The sequence below is a fragment of the Calothrix sp. CCY 0018 genome, assembly GCF_963920925.1.
GTDB lineage: Bacteria > Cyanobacteriota > Cyanobacteriia > Cyanobacteriales > Nostocaceae > Rivularia.
Genome location: NZ_CAWUDI010000031.1, coordinates 12262 through 38225, shown reverse-complemented (window position 1 = coordinate 38225; position 25964 = coordinate 12262). Strand labels below are relative to the sequence as shown.

At 37.1% G+C, this 25964-nt stretch carries 26 protein-coding genes; 9 read left to right on the top strand and 17 right to left on the bottom strand.

Annotated elements, in window-relative coordinates; translation table 11 throughout:
• Positions 1 to 45: 45 nt before the first annotated feature.
• The gene (locus tag ACM03V_RS21645; protein ID WP_414622867.1) at positions 46 to 207 is read right to left on the bottom strand and encodes a hypothetical protein; all 162 of its coding nucleotides are present in this window, start codon (positions 205 to 207) and stop codon (positions 46 to 48) included.
• Between the two features lie 453 nt (positions 208 to 660).
• On the opposite strand from ACM03V_RS21645, the gene ACM03V_RS21640 reads away from it, so the two are divergent.
• Positions 661 to 1179, top strand: a complete 519-nt coding sequence (locus ACM03V_RS21640) for a peptidoglycan-binding protein (RefSeq protein WP_414622866.1) — start codon at positions 661 to 663, stop codon at positions 1177 to 1179.
• Between the two features lie 1424 nt (positions 1180 to 2603).
• Positions 2604 to 2741, top strand: a complete 138-nt coding sequence (locus tag ACM03V_RS21635) for a hypothetical protein (RefSeq protein ID WP_414622865.1) — start codon at positions 2604 to 2606, stop codon at positions 2739 to 2741.
• 78 nt (positions 2742 to 2819) lie between these two features.
• Here the strand turns inward: ACM03V_RS21635 and ACM03V_RS21630 are convergent, their stop codons facing one another.
• The 4 genes from ACM03V_RS21630 to ACM03V_RS21615 form a co-directional block, all read right to left on the bottom strand.
• The gene (locus ACM03V_RS21630; RefSeq protein WP_414622864.1) at positions 2820 to 3593 is read right to left on the bottom strand and encodes a ferritin-like domain-containing protein; all 774 of its coding nucleotides are present in this window, start codon (positions 3591 to 3593) and stop codon (positions 2820 to 2822) included.
• Positions 3594 to 3636: 43 nt separating this feature from the next.
• Entirely contained in the window at positions 3637 to 3984 is a 348-nt protein-coding gene (locus ACM03V_RS21625; RefSeq protein WP_414622863.1) for a hypothetical protein, read from the bottom strand.
• 104 nt (positions 3985 to 4088) lie between these two features.
• On the bottom strand, positions 4089 to 5546 hold the full coding sequence (locus ACM03V_RS21620) for a CIA30 family protein (protein WP_414622862.1): 1458 nt from the start codon (positions 5544 to 5546) through the stop codon (positions 4089 to 4091).
• A gap of 767 nt (positions 5547 to 6313) precedes the next feature.
• A complete protein-coding gene (locus tag ACM03V_RS21615) occupies positions 6314 to 6961 on the bottom strand; it encodes a hypothetical protein (RefSeq protein ID WP_414622861.1) in 648 nt (215 codons plus the stop codon).
• Between the two features lie 193 nt (positions 6962 to 7154).
• Here ACM03V_RS21615 and ACM03V_RS21610 point away from each other — a divergent pair, with 193 nt between their 5' ends.
• The 5 genes from ACM03V_RS21610 to ACM03V_RS21590 all read left to right on the top strand — a co-directional run bounded on the left by ACM03V_RS21610 (position 7155) and on the right by ACM03V_RS21590 (position 12633).
• Positions 7155 to 7646, top strand: coding sequence for a HugZ family protein (locus ACM03V_RS21610; RefSeq protein ID WP_414622860.1), 492 nt, complete (start codon positions 7155 to 7157; stop codon positions 7644 to 7646).
• Between the two features lie 126 nt (positions 7647 to 7772).
• The gene (locus tag ACM03V_RS21605) at positions 7773 to 8672 is read left to right on the top strand and encodes an alpha/beta fold hydrolase (protein WP_414622859.1); all 900 of its coding nucleotides are present in this window, start codon (positions 7773 to 7775) and stop codon (positions 8670 to 8672) included.
• A gap of 68 nt (positions 8673 to 8740) precedes the next feature.
• Positions 8741 to 9544: a sensor histidine kinase gene (locus ACM03V_RS21600; RefSeq protein WP_414622858.1), complete on the top strand. Its 804-nt coding sequence runs from the start codon at positions 8741 to 8743 to the stop codon at positions 9542 to 9544.
• A gap of 21 nt (positions 9545 to 9565) precedes the next feature.
• Complete coding sequence (locus ACM03V_RS21595) at positions 9566 to 9994, top strand: sensor histidine kinase (RefSeq protein ID WP_414622922.1); 429 nt, start codon at positions 9566 to 9568, stop codon at positions 9992 to 9994.
• Positions 9995 to 10179: 185 nt separating this feature from the next.
• Positions 10180 to 12633 carry a PAS domain S-box protein gene (locus ACM03V_RS21590; RefSeq protein WP_414622857.1) on the top strand — a complete coding sequence of 818 codons (2454 nt, stop codon included), beginning with the start codon at positions 10180 to 10182 and terminating at the stop codon, positions 12631 to 12633.
• 113 nt (positions 12634 to 12746) lie between these two features.
• Here the strand turns inward: ACM03V_RS21590 and ACM03V_RS21585 are convergent, their stop codons facing one another.
• The 6 genes from ACM03V_RS21585 to surE all read right to left on the bottom strand — a co-directional run bounded on the left by ACM03V_RS21585 (position 12747) and on the right by surE (position 18775).
• Entirely contained in the window at positions 12747 to 13793 is a 1047-nt protein-coding gene (locus tag ACM03V_RS21585) for a hypothetical protein (RefSeq protein ID WP_414622856.1), read from the bottom strand.
• A gap of 237 nt (positions 13794 to 14030) precedes the next feature.
• A complete protein-coding gene (locus ACM03V_RS21580; RefSeq protein WP_414622855.1) occupies positions 14031 to 14177 on the bottom strand; it encodes a hypothetical protein in 147 nt (48 codons plus the stop codon).
• 233 nt (positions 14178 to 14410) lie between these two features.
• Positions 14411 to 15319, bottom strand: a complete 909-nt coding sequence (locus tag ACM03V_RS21575) for an AAA family ATPase (RefSeq protein ID WP_414622854.1) — start codon at positions 15317 to 15319, stop codon at positions 14411 to 14413.
• Positions 15320 to 15497: 178 nt separating this feature from the next.
• A complete protein-coding gene (locus ACM03V_RS21570) occupies positions 15498 to 16505 on the bottom strand; it encodes a bifunctional riboflavin kinase/FAD synthetase (RefSeq protein ID WP_414622853.1) in 1008 nt (335 codons plus the stop codon).
• A 294-nt stretch (positions 16506 to 16799) separates the two neighbouring features.
• Positions 16800 to 17687, bottom strand: a complete 888-nt coding sequence (locus tag ACM03V_RS21565; RefSeq protein WP_414622852.1) for an MBL fold metallo-hydrolase — start codon at positions 17685 to 17687, stop codon at positions 16800 to 16802.
• A 290-nt stretch (positions 17688 to 17977) separates the two neighbouring features.
• Entirely contained in the window at positions 17978 to 18775 is a 798-nt protein-coding gene (gene surE / locus ACM03V_RS21560) for a 5'/3'-nucleotidase SurE (protein ID WP_414622851.1), read from the bottom strand.
• Positions 18776 to 19076: 301 nt separating this feature from the next.
• Here surE and pheS point away from each other — a divergent pair, with 301 nt between their 5' ends.
• A complete protein-coding gene (pheS, locus tag ACM03V_RS21555) occupies positions 19077 to 20072 on the top strand; it encodes a phenylalanine--tRNA ligase subunit alpha (RefSeq protein WP_414622850.1) in 996 nt (331 codons plus the stop codon).
• Positions 20073 to 20124: 52 nt separating this feature from the next.
• On the opposite strand, the gene ACM03V_RS21550 is transcribed toward pheS, so the two are convergent.
• From ACM03V_RS21550 to ACM03V_RS21540, 3 genes are all read right to left on the bottom strand, one after another.
• On the bottom strand, positions 20125 to 21570 hold the full coding sequence (locus tag ACM03V_RS21550) for a RecQ family ATP-dependent DNA helicase (protein ID WP_414622849.1): 1446 nt from the start codon (positions 21568 to 21570) through the stop codon (positions 20125 to 20127).
• A 453-nt stretch (positions 21571 to 22023) separates the two neighbouring features.
• Positions 22024 to 22857 (bottom strand): methyltransferase domain-containing protein, encoded by an 834-nt coding sequence (locus ACM03V_RS21545; RefSeq protein WP_414622848.1) that lies wholly within the window; start codon positions 22855 to 22857, stop codon positions 22024 to 22026.
• Positions 22858 to 22965: 108 nt separating this feature from the next.
• Positions 22966 to 23193 (bottom strand): hypothetical protein, encoded by a 228-nt coding sequence (locus ACM03V_RS21540; RefSeq protein ID WP_414622847.1) that lies wholly within the window; start codon positions 23191 to 23193, stop codon positions 22966 to 22968.
• A 54-nt stretch (positions 23194 to 23247) separates the two neighbouring features.
• Here ACM03V_RS21540 and ACM03V_RS21535 point away from each other — a divergent pair, with 54 nt between their 5' ends.
• Positions 23248 to 23817 carry a Uma2 family endonuclease gene (locus tag ACM03V_RS21535; protein ID WP_414622846.1) on the top strand — a complete coding sequence of 190 codons (570 nt, stop codon included), beginning with the start codon at positions 23248 to 23250 and terminating at the stop codon, positions 23815 to 23817.
• Here ACM03V_RS21535 and ACM03V_RS21530 read toward each other — a convergent pair.
• The 3 genes from ACM03V_RS21530 to ACM03V_RS21520 form a co-directional block, all read right to left on the bottom strand.
• Positions 23793 to 24491 (bottom strand): pyridoxamine 5'-phosphate oxidase family protein, encoded by a 699-nt coding sequence (locus ACM03V_RS21530; protein WP_414622845.1) that lies wholly within the window; start codon positions 24489 to 24491, stop codon positions 23793 to 23795. The genes ACM03V_RS21535 and ACM03V_RS21530 overlap by 25 nt on opposite strands.
• 93 nt (positions 24492 to 24584) lie before the next feature.
• Positions 24585 to 25064: a GNAT family N-acetyltransferase gene (locus ACM03V_RS21525; protein WP_414622844.1), complete on the bottom strand. Its 480-nt coding sequence runs from the start codon at positions 25062 to 25064 to the stop codon at positions 24585 to 24587.
• 97 nt (positions 25065 to 25161) lie between these two features.
• Positions 25162 to 25941 carry an MOSC domain-containing protein gene (locus tag ACM03V_RS21520; RefSeq protein ID WP_414622843.1) on the bottom strand — a complete coding sequence of 260 codons (780 nt, stop codon included), beginning with the start codon at positions 25939 to 25941 and terminating at the stop codon, positions 25162 to 25164.
• Between the last annotated feature and the right edge of the window lie 23 nt (positions 25942 to 25964).

Sequence of the window (25964 nt, the reverse complement as noted above, 5' to 3'; positions counted from 1 at the left end):
TTCCGGATAATTCAAAAATCCAAAGGCTGGCGTTGCAGTTTGCGGCTAAAGCGATCGTGAAACAACAAAGTTAATCGCAACAACGAGCGCGGTTGCAGATGAAGAAGGATAATTGCAGATATCATCAAGGGTAGCGGCAATCTCTCGCAGCTTTGTCATTAATGCAGATGTGTGGTGCAATTGTTCGCGAACAAAAATGCTGTTCATTGGGCATTGGGCATAGGGAATTGCAAATAGATCCAAATGCTCTAGTTCATTTATATCTATCTATTAATTCCATTTTCTAATCTTCAATAATTATTCAAGGAAATTTTTTGATTGTTCCCTATCACTTATTACCTACTAAATAATAAAGCTTCCTTGATATAAGAGCGTGAATTACATAATTTATCTGAATATTTACTGATGATTTTTCTAGGCTGGAGCTTGTAAAAATATACTTTTCAGAGAGAATTAAGTAAAAATATTTACTCTAAGGATAATTAGATGTATGTAAAAGATGCTTTTTAGGCATTTCTTTCGATGTTTTACAAGCCGTGTCACCACTGAAGCTGATTGTATTTATTAACGCCTATAACTTGAATATGGCGCTGTTACCTAAATCGTAATTGATTCAGTAATACTGCTTTGATTCTATTTTTTTGTGAAGGGAGACTAATAATGAATCGTTTTGCTTTGAAATCTTCTCGCTGGATTTTGTCTGCTGCTATAGTTTGTTCGATTGTGGGTGTAGCAAGTTCTGCTCAAGCTTTGATGTTAAAAAGAGGTTCTAGGGGTACTAATGTAACGGTTGTGCAAAATACTTTGAAATCACAAGGTTTTATGTCCAGCAACGTTAATTCGACTGGATACTACGGTACTATTACTCGAAGTGCTGTGATGAATTTTCAACGCGCTCGCGGTTTACGAGTAGATGGCGTAGTTGGGGCTCAAACTCTTAGTGCAATGGGATTATCGGGTACAGGTGGTTCTTACGATTCTACTCCGACTAGCGCTAGTGGGATTGTTAGAGTTGGTAGTTATCTAAATGTACGTTCTGGCCCTAGTACTGGTTACGGAGTTAAGAGTACGCTATCTTCCGGAGAAGGAGTTAACCTCTACGAGCAGAGAGGCGATTGGTACAGGGTTTCTACTGGAAATGATTGGGTACACTCTGCATATATTCAAAGAACAAATTAAAAATAAAGCTTTTCTAATTTTACGTACAAGTGTTTGAGATTGCAGCCTGATATATTTTTTTTTAAATGGGTTTGTCATCTTTTTTTAAAATCAATTAAATATAGCTCTTTTCAGTTGAGTCCAATACACTCGAAACCTCACCCCGTCCACCCCTCTCCTTAATAAGACTACCGTGTACACAGAAGTCTTAAAATCCTACCTGGAACGTTGTTTTGAATTATTAGCTAAATCTCTCAAAGCCCTGTCATTGCGTTCACGTTCACGTTAGCGTTCACGCAGTGAGTCGTCAGACTAAGCGTGTCCGCGCTTGACATAGTATGCCCGTTAGCGGAGCGTGTCCGACAGGACATAGGGCTTAGTGTTCCCTACACCGGGAATGGAGGAACGACGTTAGCGTTCACGCAGTGAGTCGTCAGACTAAGCGTGTCCGTCAGGACATAGCAATCGCATTAATTTGACCATTATTGCGATTGCTTCGCTCCGCTCGCAATGACGATTTAAGGGGGTTGAAATCTCTGAAATCTATGTGGAGAGTACTTGTGTGTACACCGTAGCCTTAATAAGGAGAGGGGAAGGGGGTGAGGTTCATCTGTATTCTATCCAAGTGAAAACCGCTATATTTTTTCTCGAAGATCGATTGAATATGCTTTCATCAAAAATAATATTTTTATATTTAGTGTACCTCATAACAGCGGGAAGTGCTGTATTCTTCCGAATCCTGTCTTTCAACTACGCTAACCTTCGGATTGTAAATCAAATTTTTCGTCTTCACCGCTCAGACAAATACCCTTATTCATAACGGTTAAGTCATTCGATGCAGGGATTTTAACAACGGATGGGTTTGTTTTAGATTTGCTCCAAGTTGGTGGAGATATTTTTCTTTTAAAATAAGTAAGGAAGATTAAGAGTTGTATTAAATAATTGAGTTACTTAAATGAATACAGATATAGTCTCAACGGATAAGATGTTTGAAATAGAAGAATTTTTCCTATAATTATGCTTAATTTTAACTCATATACGCCTAATTATAAACACTTAGTTTTTGTTAATTCGTTAGTATTCTTTATTCAAGAAATACTTTTATCAATATAAGCATTAAGATTTCTTGCAAAACAGAGTAATTAAGTAGTAAGAATGATTAGCTGTGGGAAAATAAAAATAGAGATTAAAGAGATTAAAAAACTTTTTCTAGGAACATTATTGTTAAGTGCTTGCAATCGCAGGTGCTGTACATTGATTCGCTTTTTAAGGGTATAAAGCAATCTGGAGTCTAGTTTGGATAAATTATCGTAGTTAAGATATTTTCCGAAAGCTGTTTCTAAAGCATTCGGGTAGAGGAATTTTAAATATTTGGAATCTTTTAAATAGGTCAACTATGAGGATTTTAAAGAACTAGACATAACTAAGAATCGGAGGATATAAAAATGGCAATTCGCAACGATGTCAAAAACGGTTTATGGCGAAAATTGCAGAATGATTCTGTTAGTTGGGGAATGTTAGCGCTTTGGGTATGCGGTTTGGCGGTATTACTAACAATGATGACTATGTACTCTGGCGCTTAATACCTGTACGAGCTTTAAAAACGCCCGCAGGCTTTAATAAATGTAGCGATACCATAGGGTATTGCTACAAAATTTTCATCAAGCAATTACTAATTCGGCTTCTTTTTCCGATGATTTATCATCTTCCGTTAAGGAAGGTGCATTATCTGTACCCTTCAACTTGTTGGTAACATATGTTGTGATGGCATTTACTTTGCGCGATCGCCATTCATCAACAAGTTGCTGCACTTGAATTGCACTCATTCGTCGGTGCATTGCTTCATACAGATATGCTGCATGAGTTGTTTCGTCTTCAGCAATGTTGAGCATTCCTAATTTCAGGTTACGGGCTTTGGAATCATCTTCTGGTAAAGCTTTCGCCATCCGAGCAAAGTCTTTACTAGCATCTAATTCTAATATATAAGTGCTAGCCATAAACACATTCCAGTCAATGCACTCAGCTTTTAACTGTTCACCTTCGTAGCCTTCATAATACGTGCCAAAAAAGGAATTGCCGCGTTGTTTTGATTTCTTTTCACCAGTATTGCTTTCGCTTTTATCTTCACTTTTATTTGATGACTGGCTTTTGAAGTCTCGAACTTTTTTATCAAGCTGCTTGAGTGCGTGAGCAAAAATTTGTCCGTGTCTCTTTTCGTCTTCTGCGTGTAATCGTAATTTCTCTGCAAGCCACGTATCACCTTCTTGAGCAGCACGTTGACTAAGATTAGTTAAAAAAGGAACCGAGCCAGATTCAGCTAATTGAAATCCTGCTAAAATATTTGGACGAGTTTTAATATCGCGGATTTGCAGAGCGCTAAAATAAGCACTTGCACCAGAACCCGCTAAATGCATCATGTAGGTAAGAAGATTCATAATTTGTTGTTAGTTATTAGTTGTTAGTTGTTAGGTTCATCAATTATCTTGATTTTTCTAATTGAGAAACTCGCTTTTGCAAATCTTTAATATCCTGCTTTAATTCAATTACCAAAGTAGCAAGTCTATCAAACATTTTGTCACGTTCTCCCTGCGATAATATTCTTTGACTACGCTGGGATGGTAGAGGATTATTCGGTATCTTCGGTTGGGAAGCACCTCCTCGATTCAACTGCGTTTCTATACGGTTTACTTGGGATTCTAAACGGTAAAAATTAGATTCTAAATTATTAAAGCGTGACTCTAATAACCCAGAATAAGCCGTATCAGAAAGCAAACCACCCCAGATAAGAATGAGTAAAAGTGTTGTGAGTAATAACTTTTTAAACATGGGAATGGGGAGGAGCTAGGAGTTATGAGTTAGGAGTTAGGAGTTATTGGTTTTTAACCTTTAACCTTTGACCTTGATAATTGATAACTGTTAACTGTTAACTGTTAACTGTTAACTGTTTGAAAAAGTTTTTCCCAATCTATATAACTAGCGTTGTTTTCTCCTTCTTTTACTTCAAAGGTGACATTACAAGCTAATGGTTGCTGTAGGGATTGTACGCAAAGTTTTGCAATGTCTTCGCGGCTAATTTTGCCTTTAATGTTATCACCTTGCTCAAAGATTAATTCTTTTCCACCTGGTTCTTCTGTTAAAGCACATGGTCTAATTATAGTGTAAGGAATTCCACTTTGTCTTAAACTATCTTCTCCTTTTAGTTTCCATGTGAGAATGCCTCCAAGTTGATCGTTTAGTTTGACTGCTGGTGGTTCTTCTTCTAAGTTTATACCAGGTCTTCCCGGACGAGTTACTCCTGCGGAACTGACTAAAACAAATTGAGGTAAGTTTCTTCCTCCATAAGCTTTAATTGTTTCTACTTCTAAGCTAAAAGCACCTGCTGAAAAGTTAGGATTTAATCCTCCGTCGTATTCAAATTTGCTCAACATCAATTGAAAAGAACAAATTTTGTTAGCCTCAATTCTCGGAGCATCATTTACAGTTTTGGCACGAAAAACTGGTGTTAATTCTGCAAAAGGAACCTTGACGTTTATCCAAGTATCTGCTTCGGTATCAAAGGAATAACAGTAGCCAACACCATCCCAATTTGTTTCTGTACGCAAGATGATTTTATAGCGTTTTCCATCACCTTTAACGCGAATTTCAACGCCTTCGTAACCAGATAAGTTAAAGGAAGGATCGAAGTTTTTAGTTCTAACTGAAGCAAATCCACCGGAATTTTCAGTAGAAACGTTACCGAAAAATACAGATGTACCTGAAGATAATTTGATATTGCTTTGACTGACTCCACCCATAACTACATCATCTACCGCACCCCATACGTTTTTAACATCTACGGATGGATTATTAAAATCAAATAGTATTTTTTCGTTTGATTGAGGTAAGTGTTTTTTAGCTGCTTCTACTAAATTTTTTACGCCTTTATATTCTACATTTTCGGGAGTGTCGCCAACAACTTCGGGCATATAAAATTTAACCCCTTGATTGTATTTCGCCCTATCGGGAGTATCTCCTTCAACTGGCTGTACTCGCACCGCAGTACAACAAATAACAGCTTGAATGTTCGCCATTAATAGAGAATTTAAAGTTTCTGGTTTAGTAATATCTGCAACCACTAAATCTACTTTATCGTCAAGAATTGACCTAGCTTTATCGATATCGCGCACCAAACATCTAACTTTGTAACCTTTATCAATAAGTCGTTGTACTACTCGTTTACCAACACCACCCGTTGCACCTGCTACTAATACTACACCCACTGTTTTTGCTCCAATTAATTTATCTGGACTATCCTTTAAATCACCTTTGAAGAAATCCTGTACCCAATTAAGTAATGGGATTACTTCAAAGAAAGTTAGAGTTTTTACGAATCTATTTAAATCCCACATTTTTCAGTTATCAGTGAACAGTTGTCAGTTATCAAATTTTAGATTTTAGATTTTAGATTTAAAATTTAAGATTATAAACTATGAGTTAAAAATTAAAAGTTAGTAGTTATGAATTTTAATTTCCCCTTGTCCCCTTCCTTATCTCCTCCTACGGGTTGCGCGACTTCTCTCAACGCGCTTGTTCCCGCGCACCTTCTTTGGCTGTGCGATCTCCCAATTCAATTCCTCAAAATTAGGTATTTTCTACTTTTAAGGATGATTATTTATTTTTTGCTCGTAGACGAATTGTTTCAGCTAACATAAATTGAGCAATCGGTACTCCTTGAGAGCGATAAGATTTAAAGTCTTGAAATAGCAATAATACGCCACGTAAGCAAAGTAGAATGCACAATACAGCATATAATCTCGCGCCAATTGGGGATAGAGGGAACGAATAAAAAATGAACCAACATCAAAAGCGATGAGACTTACACCCAGTAGAATAATCTAAGTTACAGTTTAAAATAAGAACAATCCTCCCGCACTAATAAAAGCTATGTATCTAACTACAGATAGAGTTTTATAAACGTCTCCCAAAAATTGTATATTTAAATTAAATTACATCTAACGCCGTTTAATTTATAGCTTTTCAGTATCTTTTATACTGCATAGTCAGCAACAACTTTCACAAAGTCTACTATATAATAATTAATAAAATGTCTTTTTTCCCTATTCCCTATTCCCTATTCCCTCTGATGTCAAATTTGCTTCGCCGAATTCCAAATTTATTAAGATGACGGAGTTTTAGCTGTAATTCCTTTTTTATATTTGAACGTGTATACTCCGGGCGATCGCAGTACCTTAAACCATAAACCGGATTTAAAACCAAGAGATAAAGCTTTGGTAATGCTTACCCTGGCTGTATCGCGTTGCTTTTTTGTTAAATTGTCGCCATATAAATCGCTAACAATATCATGAATCTGAAAATGAAAATTGGGTCGGCGACGCATTAAGATCAGAATGGCATTTTTGATTGAATATCCTTGGTATTGAAGTGACATTGGCAAGCTTTCTGATTGCCTTCCTCCGTTCATTTTTGGGATATCGGAAATATCAACTTCTTCTGCCTGCGGTTGGGCTTCGTTGTAATTATCTACTTGTTCTAACTTTTCTTGATGCAAATCGATCTTTTCATCAACAGATAAAATATTAATATCTCGTCTATCTGCTTCTAAATATGCCAGGGGTGGAGATTGAGGAAACTGTTGATAAAAATGATCGTGTTGTTTTTCTTCAATGTAACCAGATATTAAGTTATCTATAGCATTAACTTGAGTGCGAATAGATTCTAAACGGCGTTCTAAACGTGCAGCTTCTAATATATAGCGTTCCCTTTCAGCTTCGAGCAAATTCAACATTTCGTGAAACTCAGTCATAATAATTTGCAGTATTGGTTATAGAATGAACCTATATATTCAAAAGTATAATTATACATAGATTTATAAAACAGGCATACAATAAACTTTTTGCCATCGAAAGTTTAGAAGTTCTTGTTAATTTTTAGACAACTCTGCCATTACCCGGATACCTCAAATCAAAAATAGTCTTAGAGCATAGTAAGTTTGGATTATGAATCAATTAGAAAAAGTTACGTGCCAATATCAGAAATTCACCCAAGAATTCCAAAGTATCATTATTAGTACCGTAAATGAAGAGGGAATGCCCAATGGTAGTTACACTCCCTTCATAATGGACGAATTGAAAAATATTTATATCTATGTCAGCGGGCTTTCAACACACACGCAAAATTTAAACGTCAACCCCCGCGCAAGTGTTTTATTAATTGAAGATGAAGCTCAAACCCCACAAATCTTTGCCCGTCGCCGACTAAATTATGATTGTACGGCAACTTTGATCAAGCGCGAAACCGATGAATGGAAAAACATTGTAGATAAATTTGCAGTTCGTTTCGGCGAAATAATTGAAATGCTGCGCGGTTTAGCAGATTTTCGTATTTTTAAACTGACTCCCCACAGCGGTCGTTTCGTAATTGGATTCGGACAAGCATATCATATTAGTGGCGACAATCTAGACAAACTCGTGCAAATCGGTAAACAGTGAACAGTTATCAATTATCAATGATCAATGATCAATTATCTAGGTTAAAGCTCAAATTCAATAACTCCTAACTCCTCCTTGTCCCCTTGTCCCCTTGTCCCCCCATCTCCCATCCCCCATCCCCGTATCATGCTTCAATTTCAACCTCCCGGCTTTGGGCATAAAATTATTCAAACATCCCTTGGAGCAATGGTTTACTACACCCAAACTGCTGCACCTTGGGATATTGCCGAAACTAAAAACTTGCCGCAAGTAGTTTTTCTACATAATTTTGGTGGTGGTGCTTCTGCTTATGAATTCTCGAAGGTATATTCTGCTTTTGCTGCAACTCACTGCATTTTGGCTCCAGATTTAATCGGCTGGGGTGAATCTTTTCATCCGGTACGGGATTATCAAGTTAACGATTACATCAGCACTATTGCAGAATTTATTAAACAAACTTGTCGGGAACCTGTAACGGTTGTAGCGTCTTCTCTTACTGCTGCTTTGACTATTCGTTTAGCTATTCAACAACCTGACTTATTTCAATCATTATTTCTTTCTTGTCCATCTGGATTTGATGATTTTGGACAAGGTAGCGGACGTAGACTTCCTTTGGAGGTTATAAATACACCGTTATTGGATAATTTAATTTATAAATTAGGTGCGGAAAATGAAATTGCAGTCAGAAATTTTTTACAAAGTTTTCTGTTTGCAAAACCCGCACGAATATCGGAAGAAATTGTCCAAGCTTATTTAGCTTCCGCTCAACAACCTAATGCTATATTTGCGGCTTTATCATTTTTACGCGGCGATTTGTATTTCGATCTCAGTCTATATATTCAACAACTTGCAGTACCTACAGCGATACTGTGGGGTGAAAAAGCACAATTCATTAACGTTAAGTTAGGAAAACGTTTAGCAGAGTTAAATCCAAAAGCAATTCGTAATTTTCATGTCATCCCCGATACAGGTGTTTTACCGCATCTAGAAACACCTGAGATTGTAATTGCATTGTTAGATAATCATCTAAAAAGTATGAATAGTTAGGAGTTAGGAGTTAGGAATTGTAGATTCAACTTCTGGTAACTGATAACTGATAACTGATAACTGTTGAAATGTTGCCAAGATTGGGAATAATAGAAGATAAGGCTGTTGATGAATATAGCGAATCAATATCATATAATCAGCGTTTTATCGATTTATGGCAAATTTCGCAGTCTGCCATTGAAACGGGTAAGGACGAACCAATCTTTGCTTCAATGCTAGATAAACAAGACAATCCCGAAGAATTTGTATCTACTTTAGAATATCTTTTCGAGCATCCAGAAAAAAGTTGCCGTAATGAAATTTATTTAAAAGACGGAAAAACTTTAGAGCGCTACATTGCTTCAGTACTTTCTTTGACTGGAGATAATTACGGTAAAATATTTTATTTCAGAGATATAACCAAACGTAAAGAAGCTGAAGCAAAGTTACGCGAGCAAACCGAGGAATTAGAAAAAGCTCTTTTACAATTACAACCTACTCAGGTTCAATTAATTCAAAGCGAAAAAATGTCCAGTTTGGGACAATTAGTCGCGGAGATTGCTCATGAAATTAATAATCCCGTTAACTTTATTGACGCTAATCTTATATACGCTCAAGAATATTTTGAAGATTTATTAAAACTGATCAAAATTTATCAAAATCATTATCCCGATAATTCCGAAGCAAAAGAGTTCATTGAAAAAATTGAATTTGATTATCTTCAAGAAGATTTGCGGAATATTGTTAATTCGATGAAAACAGGAGCCGAAAGAATTGGTCAAATTGTACTTTCTTTAAGAAAATTTTCGCGTTTAGATGAAGCAGAGTTTAAAAAGATTGATATTCATGAAAGTATTGATAGCACTTTAATGATTTTGCAAAATAGTCTTTAATACAAACCTGAAAGAGTTGCAATTGTAGTTACCAAAGAATTTGAAGATTTACCCTCAGTTGAATGTTTTGCAGGAAAACTCAATCAAGTTTTTCTGAATATCTTGAATAATGCAATTGATGCCTTAGAAGAAGCAATCAAAAATCAACAAATATTTGAAAATGAATATCCTCAAATTCGTATTTCAACTAAATTAATACAGCCTCATATTGTGCAGATTAGCATAATTGACAATGGTTCCGGTATTCCCGAAGATAATATCAACAAGCTATTCAACCCATTCTTTACTACCAAGCCTGTAGGTAAAGGTACTGGTTTGGGATTATCTATGAGCTACCAGATTATAGTCGAGCAGCATGAGGGACAATTAAACTGTATTTCAAATGTAGGAGAAGGTACGGAATTTCAAATTCAAATACCTGTTAGTTGTAAGAATAAGGTATTTACATAGCAAGTAGGGAATAGTGGTAAAAAGTCATTCATGATTTGCAGCGAAAATTTATGTTTTTTTCTTTTCTGTTCCCCGTTTCCTGTTCCCTATTCCCCCCAACCCTATTTCCTATCCTGAATTGTTCATTCATAAAGCAAATTTGGGAACACTAAGTTCATTAGTAATGTGTTTCCTCAAATCAACTTATGCTACCGGCAGAATTTAAGTCTTTACAAACCCTTAACGAAAATACAGTTAATTCCTTACCCATGTGTCAATTGGCGATGGACAATTTACCTGAATTGATATATTGGAAGAATAATAATTTAGTCTTTCAAGGTTGTAATTTACCATTTGCTAGAGCCGTAGGGTTAACTTCCCCCCAACAGATTGTCGATAAAACTGACAATGAACTACCTTTAAAAAATTTAGCTCAAAGCGTGAATGAAAAGGGCGATCGCCAAGTCATCGAAAACAATACTACTGTTGAACAAATCATAATTTCTAGTTCAACTTCAGACGAGCAAGTCTGGTTAGATATCCGTAAAAACCCTTTGATTAACGCCGATGGCGAAATCGTTGGTATGCTTTGTCGTATTGAAGATATCACTCAGCGTAAGTTAGAAGAAAGATTACTGATAGAGTCTGGGCAGCGACGTTTAGCATTAATGGTACAACAAACGCCGTTAGCGGTGATTGAATGGAATCGTAATTTTGAAATTAAAGAGTGGAATCAAGCCGCAGAAAGAATTTTTGGATACAGCAAAAGTGAAGTTTTAGGTCGTGATTTTAGCTTTTTAGTCACAGATGATTTCAAAAGTAGTTTGTCAGAAATGCTGCAAAAGTTTGTTATTGAGAAACAACGGATGTTTAGCACCAATGAAAATATAACTAAAGATGGTAGAAAAATTGTTTGTGAATGGTATAACTATCCTTTAATAGCTGCTAATGATGAAATAGTCGGTATTGCTTCAATGGCATTTGATATTACCGAACGCAAACGTGCTGAAGAACAATTACAAAAGCAAGAGCAATTTCTTCGCACAGTTTACGATGGTGCCGATAATGCTTTAGTTGTTGTTGATGTTACCGAAGACGGAAATTTTCACTATGCAGGAGTTAACGCAGCCGCAGAAAGTAGTAGTGGTTTAGATAAAACACAAATTGTTGGTAAAACTCCGGAAGAATTATTCGGAGAAGTTGAAGGTGCTAAATTATCTCAAAGTTATCGCAAATGTGTAGAAACTGGTCAATCTTGTTCCTTTGAAGAATCCGTTACTTTTAAAAATCGGCCAACTTGGTATTTAAATACTATTAATCCTTTAAAAGATAATTCTGGTAGAGTATACAGACTTGTAGGCACAGCATTAGATATTACCGAACGCAGACAAGCAGAAATAGCATTACAAAACTCTTTAAAAGAATCAGCCGATATTAAGTTTGCTTTAAACCAAGCTGCCATTGTTGCAATTACCGACGATGAAGGAAATATTGAATACGTTAACGATAATTTTTGCAAAATCTCTAAATATACTCGCGAAGAATTAATCGGTAAAAACTATCGGATTGTTAACTCCGGTAATCATCCTAAATCCTTTTTTACCCAAATGTGGGAAATAATTAGCAGTGGTAAAGTTTGGCGAGGAGAAATTCAAAATTGTGCTAAAGATAAAACTCTTTACTGGGTAGACACAACCATTGTGCCAATGATAAATGACATCGGTAAACCGCAACACTATATTGCCATTCGTAACGATATTACCGCTCGCAAACAAGCCGAAACCGAAGTACATCAAAAAGCACAAGACTTAGAAAATACTATTAGCAAACTGCAAAAGGCTCAAACACAGTTAGTGCAAAGCGAAAAAATGTCCGGTTTAGGTCAATTAGTCGCAGGTGTAGCCCATGAAATTAATAACCCCGTCAACTTTATTTACGGAAATCTAAATCACGCAAATAACTACATTCAAGACTTATTAGAAATAATCGAAACTTATCGTAAAAATTATCCTCAACCCACATTAGAAATACAGGAATTAACAGAAGAATTAGACTTAGAATTTTTAGTAGAAGATTTACCCAAGCTTTTGGGTTCTATGAAAGTGGGAGCGCAACGCATTCGGGAAATAGTCGCTTCCTTACGTAACTTTTCCCGCATGGATGAAGCACAAATGAAAGAAGTTAATATCCACGAAGGAATTGACAGCACTTTGATGATTTTAGAACATCGTATCAAAGCCAAACCCGATCGTCCCAGAATTGAAATTATCAAAAATTATCATAAATTACCGCAAATAGAATGCTATCCCGGTCAATTAAACCAGGTATTTATGAACATTTTGGCTAACGCGCTTGATGCATTAGAAGAAAGAATTGGAGATAATAATTCTCCTACTATTTGTATCAATACAGAATTAGTAAGATGCAAGCAAGTTAAAATTTCTATCTCCGACAACGGAAAGGGAATTCCCGAAAAAATTAAAACAAGACTTTTCGATCCATTTTTTACAACCAAACCAGTAGGAAAAGGTACGGGGATGGGATTATCAATTAGCTATCAAATTATTGTAGAAAAACATTGTGGTTCTTTAGAGTGTATTTCCACACCCGGAGAAGGAACTGAGTTTGTAATTACTATTCCCTTGAAACAATGTACTTGACACTCTGCGCTCTAAAGAGACGCAGTTAGTAGGTTGGGTTAGACACGAAAACCAAATTTGATTTGCAACGAAAATTTTTCTTCCCTTGTGTCGTAACCCAACATCATATAAATCTAAATACTATAACCATCTGAAAAACTAAGATTTGGTAGCTCGTTAACATATGATAAAGGATTTTCATTCCATGAGACTTGCGGCTTCTCGCAAACAATCACGGTTTTATCGAAAGGGATGACGCACCAAGTTTCTCGGCAATACGAAACATATAAATTAAGCTTTCGTTCGTCGAATTTAACTCCGAGAAGATGAGCAAATTCAAATAATGCTGCTGAAGCGACAAATTCATTGTTGCTTAAAATATGTTCGTAGTTGAAATATAGTAAAATTAAATCTTTATCTGAAGCATCTCTTAAATCGTACTTTAGCGCTGAATATAGAATCTTCGTTATGGTTTCTAAATTTGAATTTATATCATCTTTCAATATTATTTCTATGCTATTCTTTAAATCGTATTCGATAAAATCATCTAAAACATCATTTAGCTCAGATTTTAATGATTTTAGAACAGATGTAATTACTGGTTTTGTCAGAGCATAGTCAAAGGGAAGTAATAAAAAATCCCAATACAGCGAGTTTAACTTATCTGCCAGATATTGATTTTCAGCTTGATTCAAAAAATCCGATTGTCCGAAAAATCCTAGATGTGCCGTATAAAAACTAGGTAAATCTAGGATTTCGGGTATTTCCTCTTCTGCGTATCGGTATAATTTTTGAATAATTTTAGTCGCTTCTTGTTTATTTAAAGGTGTATTAATTAAATTTAACCAGCGTTGTTTAGTTTCAAAAAGTTCTGTTTCTTGTTCTAGTGTTAAACAATATATACTTTTGCTTTTCTCTGCGAATCTATATCTGTAATGAATAAAATCAAATTTTTGTCGTTCTAAATTAATAGAAACAAAATCTTGATCGCGTTCTAAGCTATCAACTGCTTGTTCGGCACAGACTGCAATTTCTGCAATTAAATCTCCTAAGCTATTATATATTTTACGCTTATCAAAAAGCCAGTTTTGATTTTTGATTGTTTTAAAATTGTTTCGAGCGTGTTTAAATTCTTGATTAAAATCAAAATCTTCATAAAAGCCGTTATCATCGTATAGCAAGATTACAGAACATTCATTGATTCCAAGAGGAACTGCAAAAAAATTTCCTCCAAATTCCCCTGAAAAATATAAAACTATCAGAAAATAGAAAACCTCGCCATCATCGTTTACTTTTTTTATATGACGAATAGTCTCTTCAAGTGGGTTAAAATGACCTGATAGACTAGGATAAGAACCATAAAAATCAAAAGTAACATTATCTAATAAACCATTTCGCCATTGATACAGTTCGTAAACTTATTGAGGTAATTTAAACGGTAAATTTTTGGTTATCTCATCAATTTCTTCAGACTTTAATCCCGGTTTAAACAAGTCTTTAACTTCTGGTGCTTTTTGTTCTATGCAATCCCAGATTCGGTTTAAATTGTTTTTGATTGCTGTCATAGTAAGTCAGTTAGGTTAGACACGAAAACCAAATTTGATTTGTAACGAAAAGTTTTCTTCCCTTGTGTCGTAACCCAACATCACGATTGCGAATAAACAATGTTATCAGAGAGAACAACTCTACAATACTAACAATGGTGATGTTGGGTTAGGTTGCAATATCAATTATTTGTTAATAAGCATTCTTATAAATGCGCCTAACCCAACCTACAATCTGCTCACTGTTAACTGACTTAAGGAATCGCTACCACCCGTAACAAACGTTCCATTACACTTTGCGCTCTCCTTCCTCCTACGGGAATCAAACGATGACTCAGAACGTGGGGAGCAATAAATTTCACGTCATCGGGTATTGCATAATCGCGTCCGGAAAGATACGCAAAGGCTTGTGTGGCTTTGTGTAATGCTACGGTACCCCTGGGGCTTATACCTAAAGTAATTTCTTCGTCGCACCTTGTGGCTCGCACCAAGTCGAGCATATATTGCTGTAATGAAGCTTCTACTTTGATAGCAGCACAAATTCGCTGTAATTCTTCTACTTCGGCTAAGGTTATGCAGGGTTTTAAGTCAGTAAATTTGCTGCCATCCTGAAGTCGAGATAGCATTTGTAACTCTTCTTGCTCCGTAGGATAACCCAAGCTTAAAGACAGCATAAATCTATCCATTTGCGCTTCGGGTAGGGGAAAAGTACCTTGATACTCAACTGGGTTTTGAGTGGCGATGACGAAAAAGGGTTGGGGAACGGCACGAGAGACACCATCAACTGTTACCTGCGCTTCTTCCATCACTTCTAGCAAGGCAGATTGAGTACGGGGTGTAGCGCGGTTGATTTCATCTGCTAGCATGACGTTGGCGAAAATGGGTCCTTCTAAAAAAGTAAATTCACCAGTTTTAGGATTCCAAATATTTGTACCTGTAATATCGGTAGGCAGTAAGTCTGGCGTACATTGCAGCCGTTGAAACTTACCATCAACGGAACGAGCCAGGGATTTCGCGAGCAGAGTTTTACCCACTCCGGGAACGTCTTCAAGCAAAGCGTGTCCACCACCTAATAAGGCAACTAATACCAAGCGGATAGCTTCGGTTTTACCAACAATAGTACGAGCTAGGTTTTGTGTTAGAGCGTCAATTTTATCTCTCATGCACCAATAGGATTTTGGATTTTAGATTTTAGATTTTAGATTTTAGATTTTGGATTGGGAGTTAGAAATTAGGAGTTAAGAATTAGGAGTTAGGAGTTTAAATTTCTTTTTGTTTCCCCTTGTCTCCCCATCTCCCCATCCCCCCATCCTCATCTATTGTTCCCATAGTTGGAGTAAACTAACGCGCAGTGCTGAAGAATTTTCTGGCTGTGGTGCAGTCGAGTTGAATTTGAGCTTTGAGGGCTTCTAATGATGGAAATTTTTGTTGCTGTCTGAGAAATTTTTCTAATTGGATTTGCAGTTTTTTACCGTATAAATCTTCAGCGAAATCTAAAAGATGTACTTCTACTGTGAGATGTGTACCGTTTACCGTGGGGCGATCGCCAATGTTCATTACTCCGCAATGATTGTTTAAGTTGATATCTGGATTAATATCTGGCTGGCTGATATCGCTAACTCTAACAGCGTAAACTCCTTGTCGGGGCAAAAATTTATCTTCTGGTAATTTCAAGTTGGCAGTCGGGAAACCAATCGTTCTACCGAGTTGCTGTCCTTTGACTACGGTACCGATGAGAGTATAAGGTCTTCCCAGCATTCGGTTGGCTTTTTCAACGTCGCCAGTTTCGAGCATTTGGCGAATAAATGAAGTGCTAATACGAGTTCCCTCTTCTATTAGCGGTAAATCGTCTTCATGGGTTTCCAAGGGAACGATGGTAACGGGAATACCATATTTAGCGACGAGTACCTGTAAATCCATTGCAGTGCCGCTACGGTTGGAACCAAAACAAAAATCTTGTCCAACGCTGATTCTAGAAGCTTGCAATTTCTCTACGATAATTTGTTCTACGAACTGTTCGGGAGTCAAAGCGGCTAATTCTTTGTTGAAGGGGATTAGTACAAGTTGTTTTACCCCTAGCAGTTCTAAATGTCGGACTTTTTCATCCACAGGAGTCAATAATCTTCTAGATTTACCCGTAAAAAACTCTTGAGGATGCGGTTCAAATGTAATAACTGTTGGGTAAATGTGTTCTGCGTCTGCTGGTTTATGCAAAATTGGTTGGATTACCCTTTGATGACCGCGATGAACGCCATCAAACTTACCAAGGGCAACAGCAGTAGGAGTTTTAATCAATTCGGTTGAAGATGTTACCCACACAGAACACCCATTTTGAGACAAATTTGGCACGTCAATTTTGGGACGAGAGGTTTAACAATTAGGGAGTTAGGAATTAAGAGTTAGGAGTTAATAGTTAGGAGTTAATAGTTAGGAGTTAGGAGTTAGGAGTTAGGAGCTAGGAGTTGAAAATTATCCATCACCTATCACCTATTACCTCTTACTTATTACCCATTACCTCTTACCTATTACCCATTACCCATTACCAATTACCTATTCCCAATTTGCCATAGTTTGAACTAAGGCTCTCGAATACCAATTTAATCCAAATTCTATAATTACTTTGAGATCGAAGCTTTAATTCAACTATCGACTAATAGGAAAACTTTTTGATAAAGGAACATTCATCGGAACGTTTAGTACCATTCTTTCTTTAGCCATGACTGCACCGGGAAATCTCTGTTTGGCTTCTTGCCCAATGCGGTCTAAAAACTCGTCGTCATGGGACGGATCGTGATGGAAAATAACTAGAGTTTTAACATTCGCAGCTTCGGCTATTTTGACGGCTTCTTGCCATGTGGAATGTCCCCAGCCAATTTTGGGCGATTTCGATGAATAATATTCTTCATCGGTATAAGTTGAATCGTAAATTAAAATATCGGCGTTATTAGCAAGCTTTAAAACATTTTCGTCCAATTTATCAGGATAATGTTCGGTATCCGTAACATATACAGCAGAACCACCTTGCCAATTAACTCGGTATCCTACCGATTCTCCCGGATGGTTTAACGGTGCGGTTTCTATGGCAATATCTTCTATATGAATCGTTTTTCCAGGCTTTACTTCGCTAAAATCCAAATTGGACTGCATGATCTGCAAAGGTACGGGGAAATTCGGGTGCAGCATCTGGTCGTTTAGACGTTGTTCTACAGTAGAGCCATCAGGAGCTACTGCACCATAAATATGAAATTTATTACCCGCAACAAATCCAGGAACAAAAAACGGAAATCCCTGGACGTGATCCCAATGAGAGTGGGTAAAAAAGATATAAGCTTCTAAAGGCATTTTAGGTAATAAAGACTGCCCTAAAACGTGGATTCCCGTACCTCCATCGAAAATAAAGCGTTTGTCGCCCAGTTGCATCTCGACGCAAGGGGTATTACCTCCATAACGAACGGTTTGGAGTCCGGGACAGGGAATACTGCCACGAACACCCCAAAATTTTACGGTAAATTGATTCTCTGTCCTAGACATGAGTGTTACAAGTCATCGATTGAGCGGGCGAACAATACAAAAAAATTTACGACCTATAGTTTAATTAATGCTATCTAACCTATTGTTGTAAAAAAGGAAATTAAGCGATCGCAACATATTTTTCAAGAGTTTTTCGCGCCAATCGTGCGAGCCACTTTTAAACTTATGCTGCGATTAATTCAACTATACGTCTGCATATTTTCTTTATAGACGTTTTTACTTTATAACCTATATTTTCCAGTAATGCATTTAACCTCCTAAAAAGCTTGAATTTTTAAGCTGAAAATTTTTTATTTAAACTGGAATTCCCACCCAGACAAGTCTTTGAGTCCATCAGCATAAGTGAGATTGTAATGTAAAGGAGTAATACTGATGTAGTTATCACGGATAACACGTACATCAATCGGTATATTTTCGGATAAATTAAAACTTACTGGCGGTTCTACATCTTCAAGTACTTCTCCTGTTAACCAATAATAAGTTTTCCCTCGTGGATCTATTCGTTTATCAAATACGTCAACATAGCGGCGCACTCCTTGACGAGTGAATTTAACGCCTTTGATTTGCGATGATTCAACTGCGGGAATGTTAACGTTAAGTAACATCGAATCCGGTAAAGATTTTAATCGTAATTTTTCTACAAGTATTTTGGCAAAGTTAGCCGCAGTTTTAAAATTCTTGGAAGTGTAGCTAGTAAGGCTAAATGCAACGCTAGGAATTCCTTCAATCAAACCTTCCATTGCAGCCGAAACAGTTCCAGAATAAAGAATTTCCGTTCCCAAATTAGCACCTTGATTAATCCCAGAAAGAACTAATTCGGGGGGTGAATCCAACAAAGCCCACAGCGCTAATTTTACACAGTCCGAAGGAGTACCATCACAAGCCCAAGCCTTGATAGCAGGGTGAAACAATGATTCGACAATTTCAGCGCGAATCGGTTGGTGCAAAGTCAAGCCGTGTCCCGTTGCAGAACGTTCTCTATCCGGGCAAACTACACTGACATCATGACCTGCTTCTGCCATCGTGTTAGCTAAAGCACGTATACCAGCCGCGTAAACACCGTCATCGTTGGAAATTAATAATTTCATTGTTAGTTGATAGTTGCTATTCACATCTTGCACTAATTGCGATAACTGGAGGGAGAGGGGGAAGAGGGGGAAGAGGGGGAAGAGGGGGGGATGGGGGGATGGGGAGACAAGGGGGAGGAATAAATAATTATTACCAATTATCAATTAACAATTAACAATTAGCAATTACCAATTCCCCATGCCCCATGCCCAATTTCCCTTTAAATGGCATTATAAAAGCGTGTGAGATATTGCCCGATCCATCCGTGGGGTCGATCTAAAATCCGAAATCTAAAATCTAAAATCCAAAATTGTTTGACTGATGACTAACGATTTACAATCTCAATTAGAAGAATTACGTATTGAAGCCGAAAAAGCAATTACTAACGCTGATTCTTTGGAAAGCTTGGATAAACTTAGGGTTGATTATTTAGGTAAAAAAGGTCAGTTGGGTGTTCTGCTGCGCGGTATGGGAAAATTAAGCGCGGAAGAACGACCAAAAATTGGTGCGATCGCCAATGTTGTTAAGGAAGCTTTACAAAATAATTTAGATAAGCAGCGTGTGGCTTTGGAAACTGCGAAAATCCAAGCGCAGATTGAAGGGGAAACCATTGATGTGACTATGCCGGGGGTTTTCCGCCCTCAAGGTCGCATTCACCCGTTAAATGGCGTTATTGACAGAACTCTGGATATTTTTGTGGGTATGGGTTATACGGTAGCTGCCGGGCCGGAAATGGAAAGCGATTATTATAATTTTGAGGCTTTAAATACTCCCCCAGATCATCCGGCTCGCGATATGCAGGATACGTTTTATCTTCCCGACGGTAATCTGTTGCGGACTCAAACTTCTTCGGTGCAAATTCGATTCATGGAAGAAAGCGAACCCCCGATTCGGATTATTGCACCGGGAAGAGTTTACCGAAGAGACAATGTAGACGCAACTCACGCGGCAGTTTTCCATCAAATCGAACTTTTGGCAGTTGACGAAGGATTAACTTTTACCGATCTCAAAGGCACTATCAAAGAGTTCTTAGAAGCAATGTTCGGTGAAATAGAAGATATTCGCTTCCGCGCCAGCTACTTCCCATTTACCGAACCTTCAGCAGAAGTTGATTTACGTTGGAACGGACGCTGGTTAGAAGTTATGGGTTGCGGTATGGTAGATCCAAATGTTTTGAAAGCTGTAGGTTACGACCCAGAAGTATACACCGGATTCGCCGCTGGTTTCGGCGTGGAGCGTTTTGCAATGGTATTACATCAGCTCGATGATATCCGCCGCGTGTATTCTAGCGATTTGCGGTTTTTACAGCAATTTTGAATTAGTAGTTAGTTGTTAGTTGTTAGTGGTGATACTAACAACTATCAACTAACTACTTTCGGCAATTATCACAATGTCCGCAACGTAAATTCGCTGCTTCTTTTTCAAATCCGAAAGCTGTTAATAAAAATTGCCAGCGACATTTTTTGGTAGTCAAATACTGCTGCATCTGATTTTTGGGGTGCGATCGCCGTTCTATTTTATTTTTTGAGTCTTTCTGAATACTGTAGTTGAAAGGATCGATCCACTTTAATCTACCCATGCTGTGCAGTAAAGAGAGTGCTATTGGTGCATCGTTCCATTTTTGCGTTACTGCTTCTAATTCTCCTGTAGGTGGTAATTTTTTAATTAATTGTTTTGCTGTAAGCTGTTGTTCTCTTATCTTTTCTTCAAAAAATTTCTGTCTTTGTTTGTCTTCTGGATTTAATAATCCGGTGGGTTCGCTAATTAATGTTAGTGTTTCTGCGGCTTTCCCGTCTCTTCCTGCGCGTCCAATTTCCTGTACGTATTCCGATAGCAATAACGGCGCTTGATAGTGAATCACCCATCGCACATCGGGTTTATTAATTCCCATACCGAAAGCTGACGTACAAACCACAAAGGGTATTTTTCCACCTAACCAGCTTGCTTCAATCTCGCGTCTTTCTTCTGCACCCAATCCACCGTGATAACTAGCCGTCTTGTAACCTTTTTGTGCCAACCATGCGGCTAAATTTTCGCTATCTTTCCGGGTGCGAGCATAAACTAATCCAGAGCTTTGTTGATTTTTGTGAATAAACTTTAATAATTGTTGCGTTCTTCCTTGTGGAGTCCAAATAATCCGGACGTTCGGGTTAAGATTGCTTCTATAAGGATTCAGTTTAAATACAGTAGGTTGCTGTAATTGCAAAGTTTCTGATATTACAGTTTGGGCTAAAGGGTCGGCAGTGGCGGTAAAAGCGGCTAGCGCTATTTTTGTTCCTCTTCTTTTTGATTTAAGTAGTGCTGGTCTTACTGCCCCTAATCTTCGATATGCTGGTCTAAAACTATCACCCCACTGTACTAAACAATGGGCTTCATCTAATATTAAACCGTTAATTTCAAGTTCTGGGTGAGATAATCTTTCCCAAACTGGAGGGCTAAGTAAAGTTTCTGGAGATAGGTAAAGTAATCTTAGCTGTTGTCTTTCCAAAGCCCGTAGAGTTTGGCGACGTTGGAAAGAAGACAATTGACTGTGTAATAAATCTGCTTTGAGTTTACGTTCTTTTAATTCCTGTACTTGGTTTTCCATTAGTGCTACTAAGGGGGAAACTACCAAAGTTAAGCCTGTTTGTAAAAGTGCGGGAAGCTGGAAGCAAATTGATTTACCCCCGCCAGTGGGCATAATAATTAAACTATCTTTTTTGGCGAGTAAACTTTGGACAATCTCGCCTTGGGGTGGACGGAAATCTTCATAACCCCAAATGTGTTTAAATGTAGCGCGAACCTGTTGCCAGGAAGGGATTTGAGCTTGATTCATAGTAAATAAGTAGATACACCCCTCGCCTTGCACACTTTTTATGACGAGCTTTGAATATAGCTTTAATTATTTACATATAGGTACAGTATTTTTACTTATTATATTTTTAATTTTTCAAGTGAGTTTTGGTAAGCCTGAAAAGGGTTCGATGGTTGTAGAAGTAGGTTGTGGGGAAAAGGTTGATAAATTTAAAGAAATATAATTTTTAAACGCAAAGGTACGCGGAGGGGGGGAAGGAGTAAAGATATTGATTTCTAAAGCTTTTACTCAAAGGTAGTGTGAGCATCTTGCTCGTTAGGGAAGAAGAGCGAGCATCTTGCTCGCACTACAAGATTATAAATTTGTGACGCTCCTTTTAAATATTTTATTACTCTTACCTTTTTTTATTTCTTTCCTCAGCGCTCTCTGCGTCTAGTAAGGTTTATTCAAATCGGTATTATTCTTTTTTATTCACTATTGTCTTCCATTGATAAAAGACAAAATAAAATAACGAATTATCCCCCAATGACTTACCGATTCGGCAAAATTGATTATTTTATCTTCTTTATTTTGCAATTTTCGTACCAGGGAATAGGTTGGTAAAGTATTGCGAGTAATATCTTCTTCTATTAAGGGTTTAAAGCCTGTATTTTTCGATAATTTGCGATAGTCACTAAGGCTAAAGTTAAGATCCACTTCTCCGAGAGTTTTTAATAAAGTGTCTTTTGCTAACTTGGAACCTGTCTTTATGATAGGAAGAATTATTTGTCTGGGTACAAAGTCACTGATAGCAAGTGTTCCCCCCGGTTTAAGTACTCGCGATGCTTCTTGAAAAAACTGCTTTCGGCTGGGAAAATGAAATATACACTCTACAGCAAGTACTGCATCAAAGGAATTATTTGCAAATGGTAATTCGCAGGCATTTGCTTCTACAAATTCAATGTGATTTTGGGCGCGGGGTTTAATTTGTTCTTTAGCTCTTGCTAATTGTCGCGAGTCAATATTTAATCCAGTTAACTGCATATTATTTAAGCGATTATTTAAGCTGGCAATTGTTCCACCAAAGCCACAACCGCAGTCTAAAACGCGTATATTATCCGTAACTTTGGCTGAATCGCATACTTTTTGAGATAATTTTTCTGCTGCTTGAGTAAAGTCTTCTATCGAACCATCTGCTGTAGCTGAGTTTTCCCAGTAACCCCAGTGGACGTGATTTCCAAAGCTTTGAATTATTTCTGTTTTACCTTGTTGAAAGTCTTTAAATAGTGCGTCGAAATAAGGTAAGTTAACTGGTTTTTTTTCAGACATGATTTTTATTCTAATATGAAATTTTTCCTAGTACAAGTCGGCGTAAATAAGGCAACCATAAAAAATGGCTGAAAAGCTTAGAAAATCAAACTTCTTACTTCTTACTTCTTACTTCTTACTTCCGCGAAGCGGTACTAGTTTAGTAAATACATACTTTTGATTTTCTGTAATCAACATATCCCCGTTAGTTTGAACATCAATATCTACGTTAATAAAATCCCCGTAGAAATAGTAAGGATATGTTGCTGCTGTTGCTGGGGCTATATTATTTAAACTAATTAAAATGGCTAATAAAATAGAATAAATAATTTGATATATTTTTTGTCTGGTTTTCATTGCACAAAATACTTACAATAAAAATAGTCGTTATAAACTTTAAAACTTAAAATAATGGTCGCATCCCCACAACAAGATTACATCACCCCAGAAGAATATCTCAAACTGGAGCAAGAAAGTGATGTTAAACACGAATACATCGACGGTTACGCTTATGCAATGGCTGGTGCTAACGATGCTCACGTTACTGTTTCCGGAAACTTATTTGTGCTTCTCCGCAGTCATGTAAGGGGTTCTGGATGTCGCGTTTTTATCTCGGACATGAAAGCCCGGATCGAAAAACTAAATCGATATTATTACCCTGATGTGATGGTAACTTGTGATGAAAGGGATAAGGAAAATACACAAGAAAAAAAATTCCCTTGTTTAATTGTGGAAGTTTTATCTGATTCTACAGAAGCATTTGATAGAGGTGATAAGTTTGCCGATTATCAACTATTAGAAACCCTTCAAGAATACGTTTTAATTAATGTCAAACGTCAGCGAGTTGAGTGTTTTCGACGCAATAGTGAAGGGTTTTGGGTTTTACAGTCTTATACTGCTGAAGATAAATCTTTTCAACTGCAAAGTATTAATTTTGAAGGGGAAATGAGCGCACTTTATGAAGATGTGGTTTTTGGTTGATTGCGAGCATAATTATCTATATAATCGGGAATTTCAACACCTTCAATTAAACGCTCATCAGCGATCGCTTTACCTGGAATCATCTGCAACGGTAAAACACCAGCCCACACTGGTAAATCGTAATCAGCTTCATCATCTACAGGATTACCTGTACGCACCTTCGCTGATGCTTCTGTTAAAGATAGAGAAAGTACCATCGTTCCCTGTAATTCTTGTTTATTTGGTTGACGTATTTCTTGCCACCGTTGAGGTACAACGTGTTCGGTAAAGGCTCGCAGCGCTTCAGATTTTTCTTCAGTATTATTAACTAATGTCGCCGTACCGAATATCACTACCGAACGATAATTCATCGAGTGGTGAAAAGCGGAACGTGCTAATACTAATCCATCTAATAAAGTCACGGTAACGCATACTTCTATACCTTGGCTTAAATTACGCAACATTCTACTCGCTGGTGAACCGTGAATATAAAGTTTATCGTCTATTCTGCCGTAAGCGGTGGGAATCACAAAGGGTTGATTGTTTGCGGTAAATCCAACGTGGCAAATTAATGCTTCATCTAAGATGTTGTAGATAGTTTGGGTTTCGTAATTAGCTCGTTTGGGTACTCTTTTAACTTTGGTGCGTTGGGTGGGAGCGAGTTGTTGGTTGGTTTCGTTGTTTGAAGTAGTCATTGTTTTTGGTTTGTAGTAAGCACTTTAGTGCTTCAATAATTGGTTTTTTAATTAGTTTAAAAGGGCTAAAGCCCTTACTACGAACAAAGAGATTTAAGTTAAATCTAATTGCATTGCGTTACTTGGTGAAAAACCTAAGTTTTCATAAACGGGTTTAGCTGCTGGCGAAGCATTTAAAATAGCCTTTGTACAATTAATTGATTTTAGATGTTCAATTGTTGCGTTTGTTAATTGTTTGGCTATTCCTTTTCTGCGGTGAGGAGATTCGACATAAACACCCCAAATGTATCCGTATTTGCGATATTCTTCTTCTAAAATTAGTGAATATAAACCTGTGAAAAGCTGACAGCTTGCAGAGCCGACAATTATATTACCAATTTCTGCAACAAAACCTTTATAAAATAAATTTTTACGAGCTTGTTTGATAAATTCTAAAGTCAGATTGCGGTGATTAAGTTTGATAGAGTTTTCAGGAGCGCCAATATCTAACCACATTTTATAAAAATGCTCTGCTATTATTGAATCTTCTTTTGGAGTTGTTTCTCTAATTTTTAGATTTATTTCGTTATACATTTCACCTTAATTAAAAATTGATGATTTTGTATTTTCGGTTTTCACCCTAAATTTATGGTGCGTTACGGCGGATTTAGTCTATTTGTTTTGCTCCACCTTACAAAATCAATTCATCACCAATTTTAATAACTTTATTGCCAAATTCTTTACTGGCTAATCTAGTATTTACCGTCAGTTTATAATAATGATTGAAACGAGATTTATTTACCCATTCCGGTAAGGTTTCTCTACGTTTATTAATAAATATTCTCTGGAAATCTGAATTAACTTGTGCTGTAACTGCATCCCTAGTTGGAACAATACAGCGCTGACAGGGATTTACACCTACAAAATGTAAATTTCCTATTTTTAAATTAATTACACTATCGCTTTTAGAAAACAATTTATCTTCCCAAAATGCGGGTACTCCATCAATTTCTATAGTTGTACGCATTCGACGGCGAATATCATCTTCAGTTAAATCTGAATACCAGGAAGCAACTTCTTTTAAAGTAGCAGTACTAACTATAGTTGGTCCCGGTGATACGGTATCATCGGGAAAGCCGGTAATTAAGTTTTTTCGTAATTTGAGGGTAAAACCAAAAAACTCACTTAACCAAGCTTCTAAACGTGGTCTTTCTGACTCTAAATTGAAACTTTCTTCTGTATCGCTACCTTGAATTTTTAACGTAACAATATTATTTTCTAAATCAAATTTTGAGCGCAATAAATGTATTTTGGCATAGCGTTTCGCATTGACATACTTACCTTGTTCGTCAAAAATGGCAAATTGGCGATCGCACTCCAATGCACCACTCTGCAAAACCCTCGCTTGTCTGACTTCCACCCCATCAAGTGACTTAATCGGATAGATACAAATCCTGGCTACATAAGACATATTTAGCCTCCAGATAATCGCTA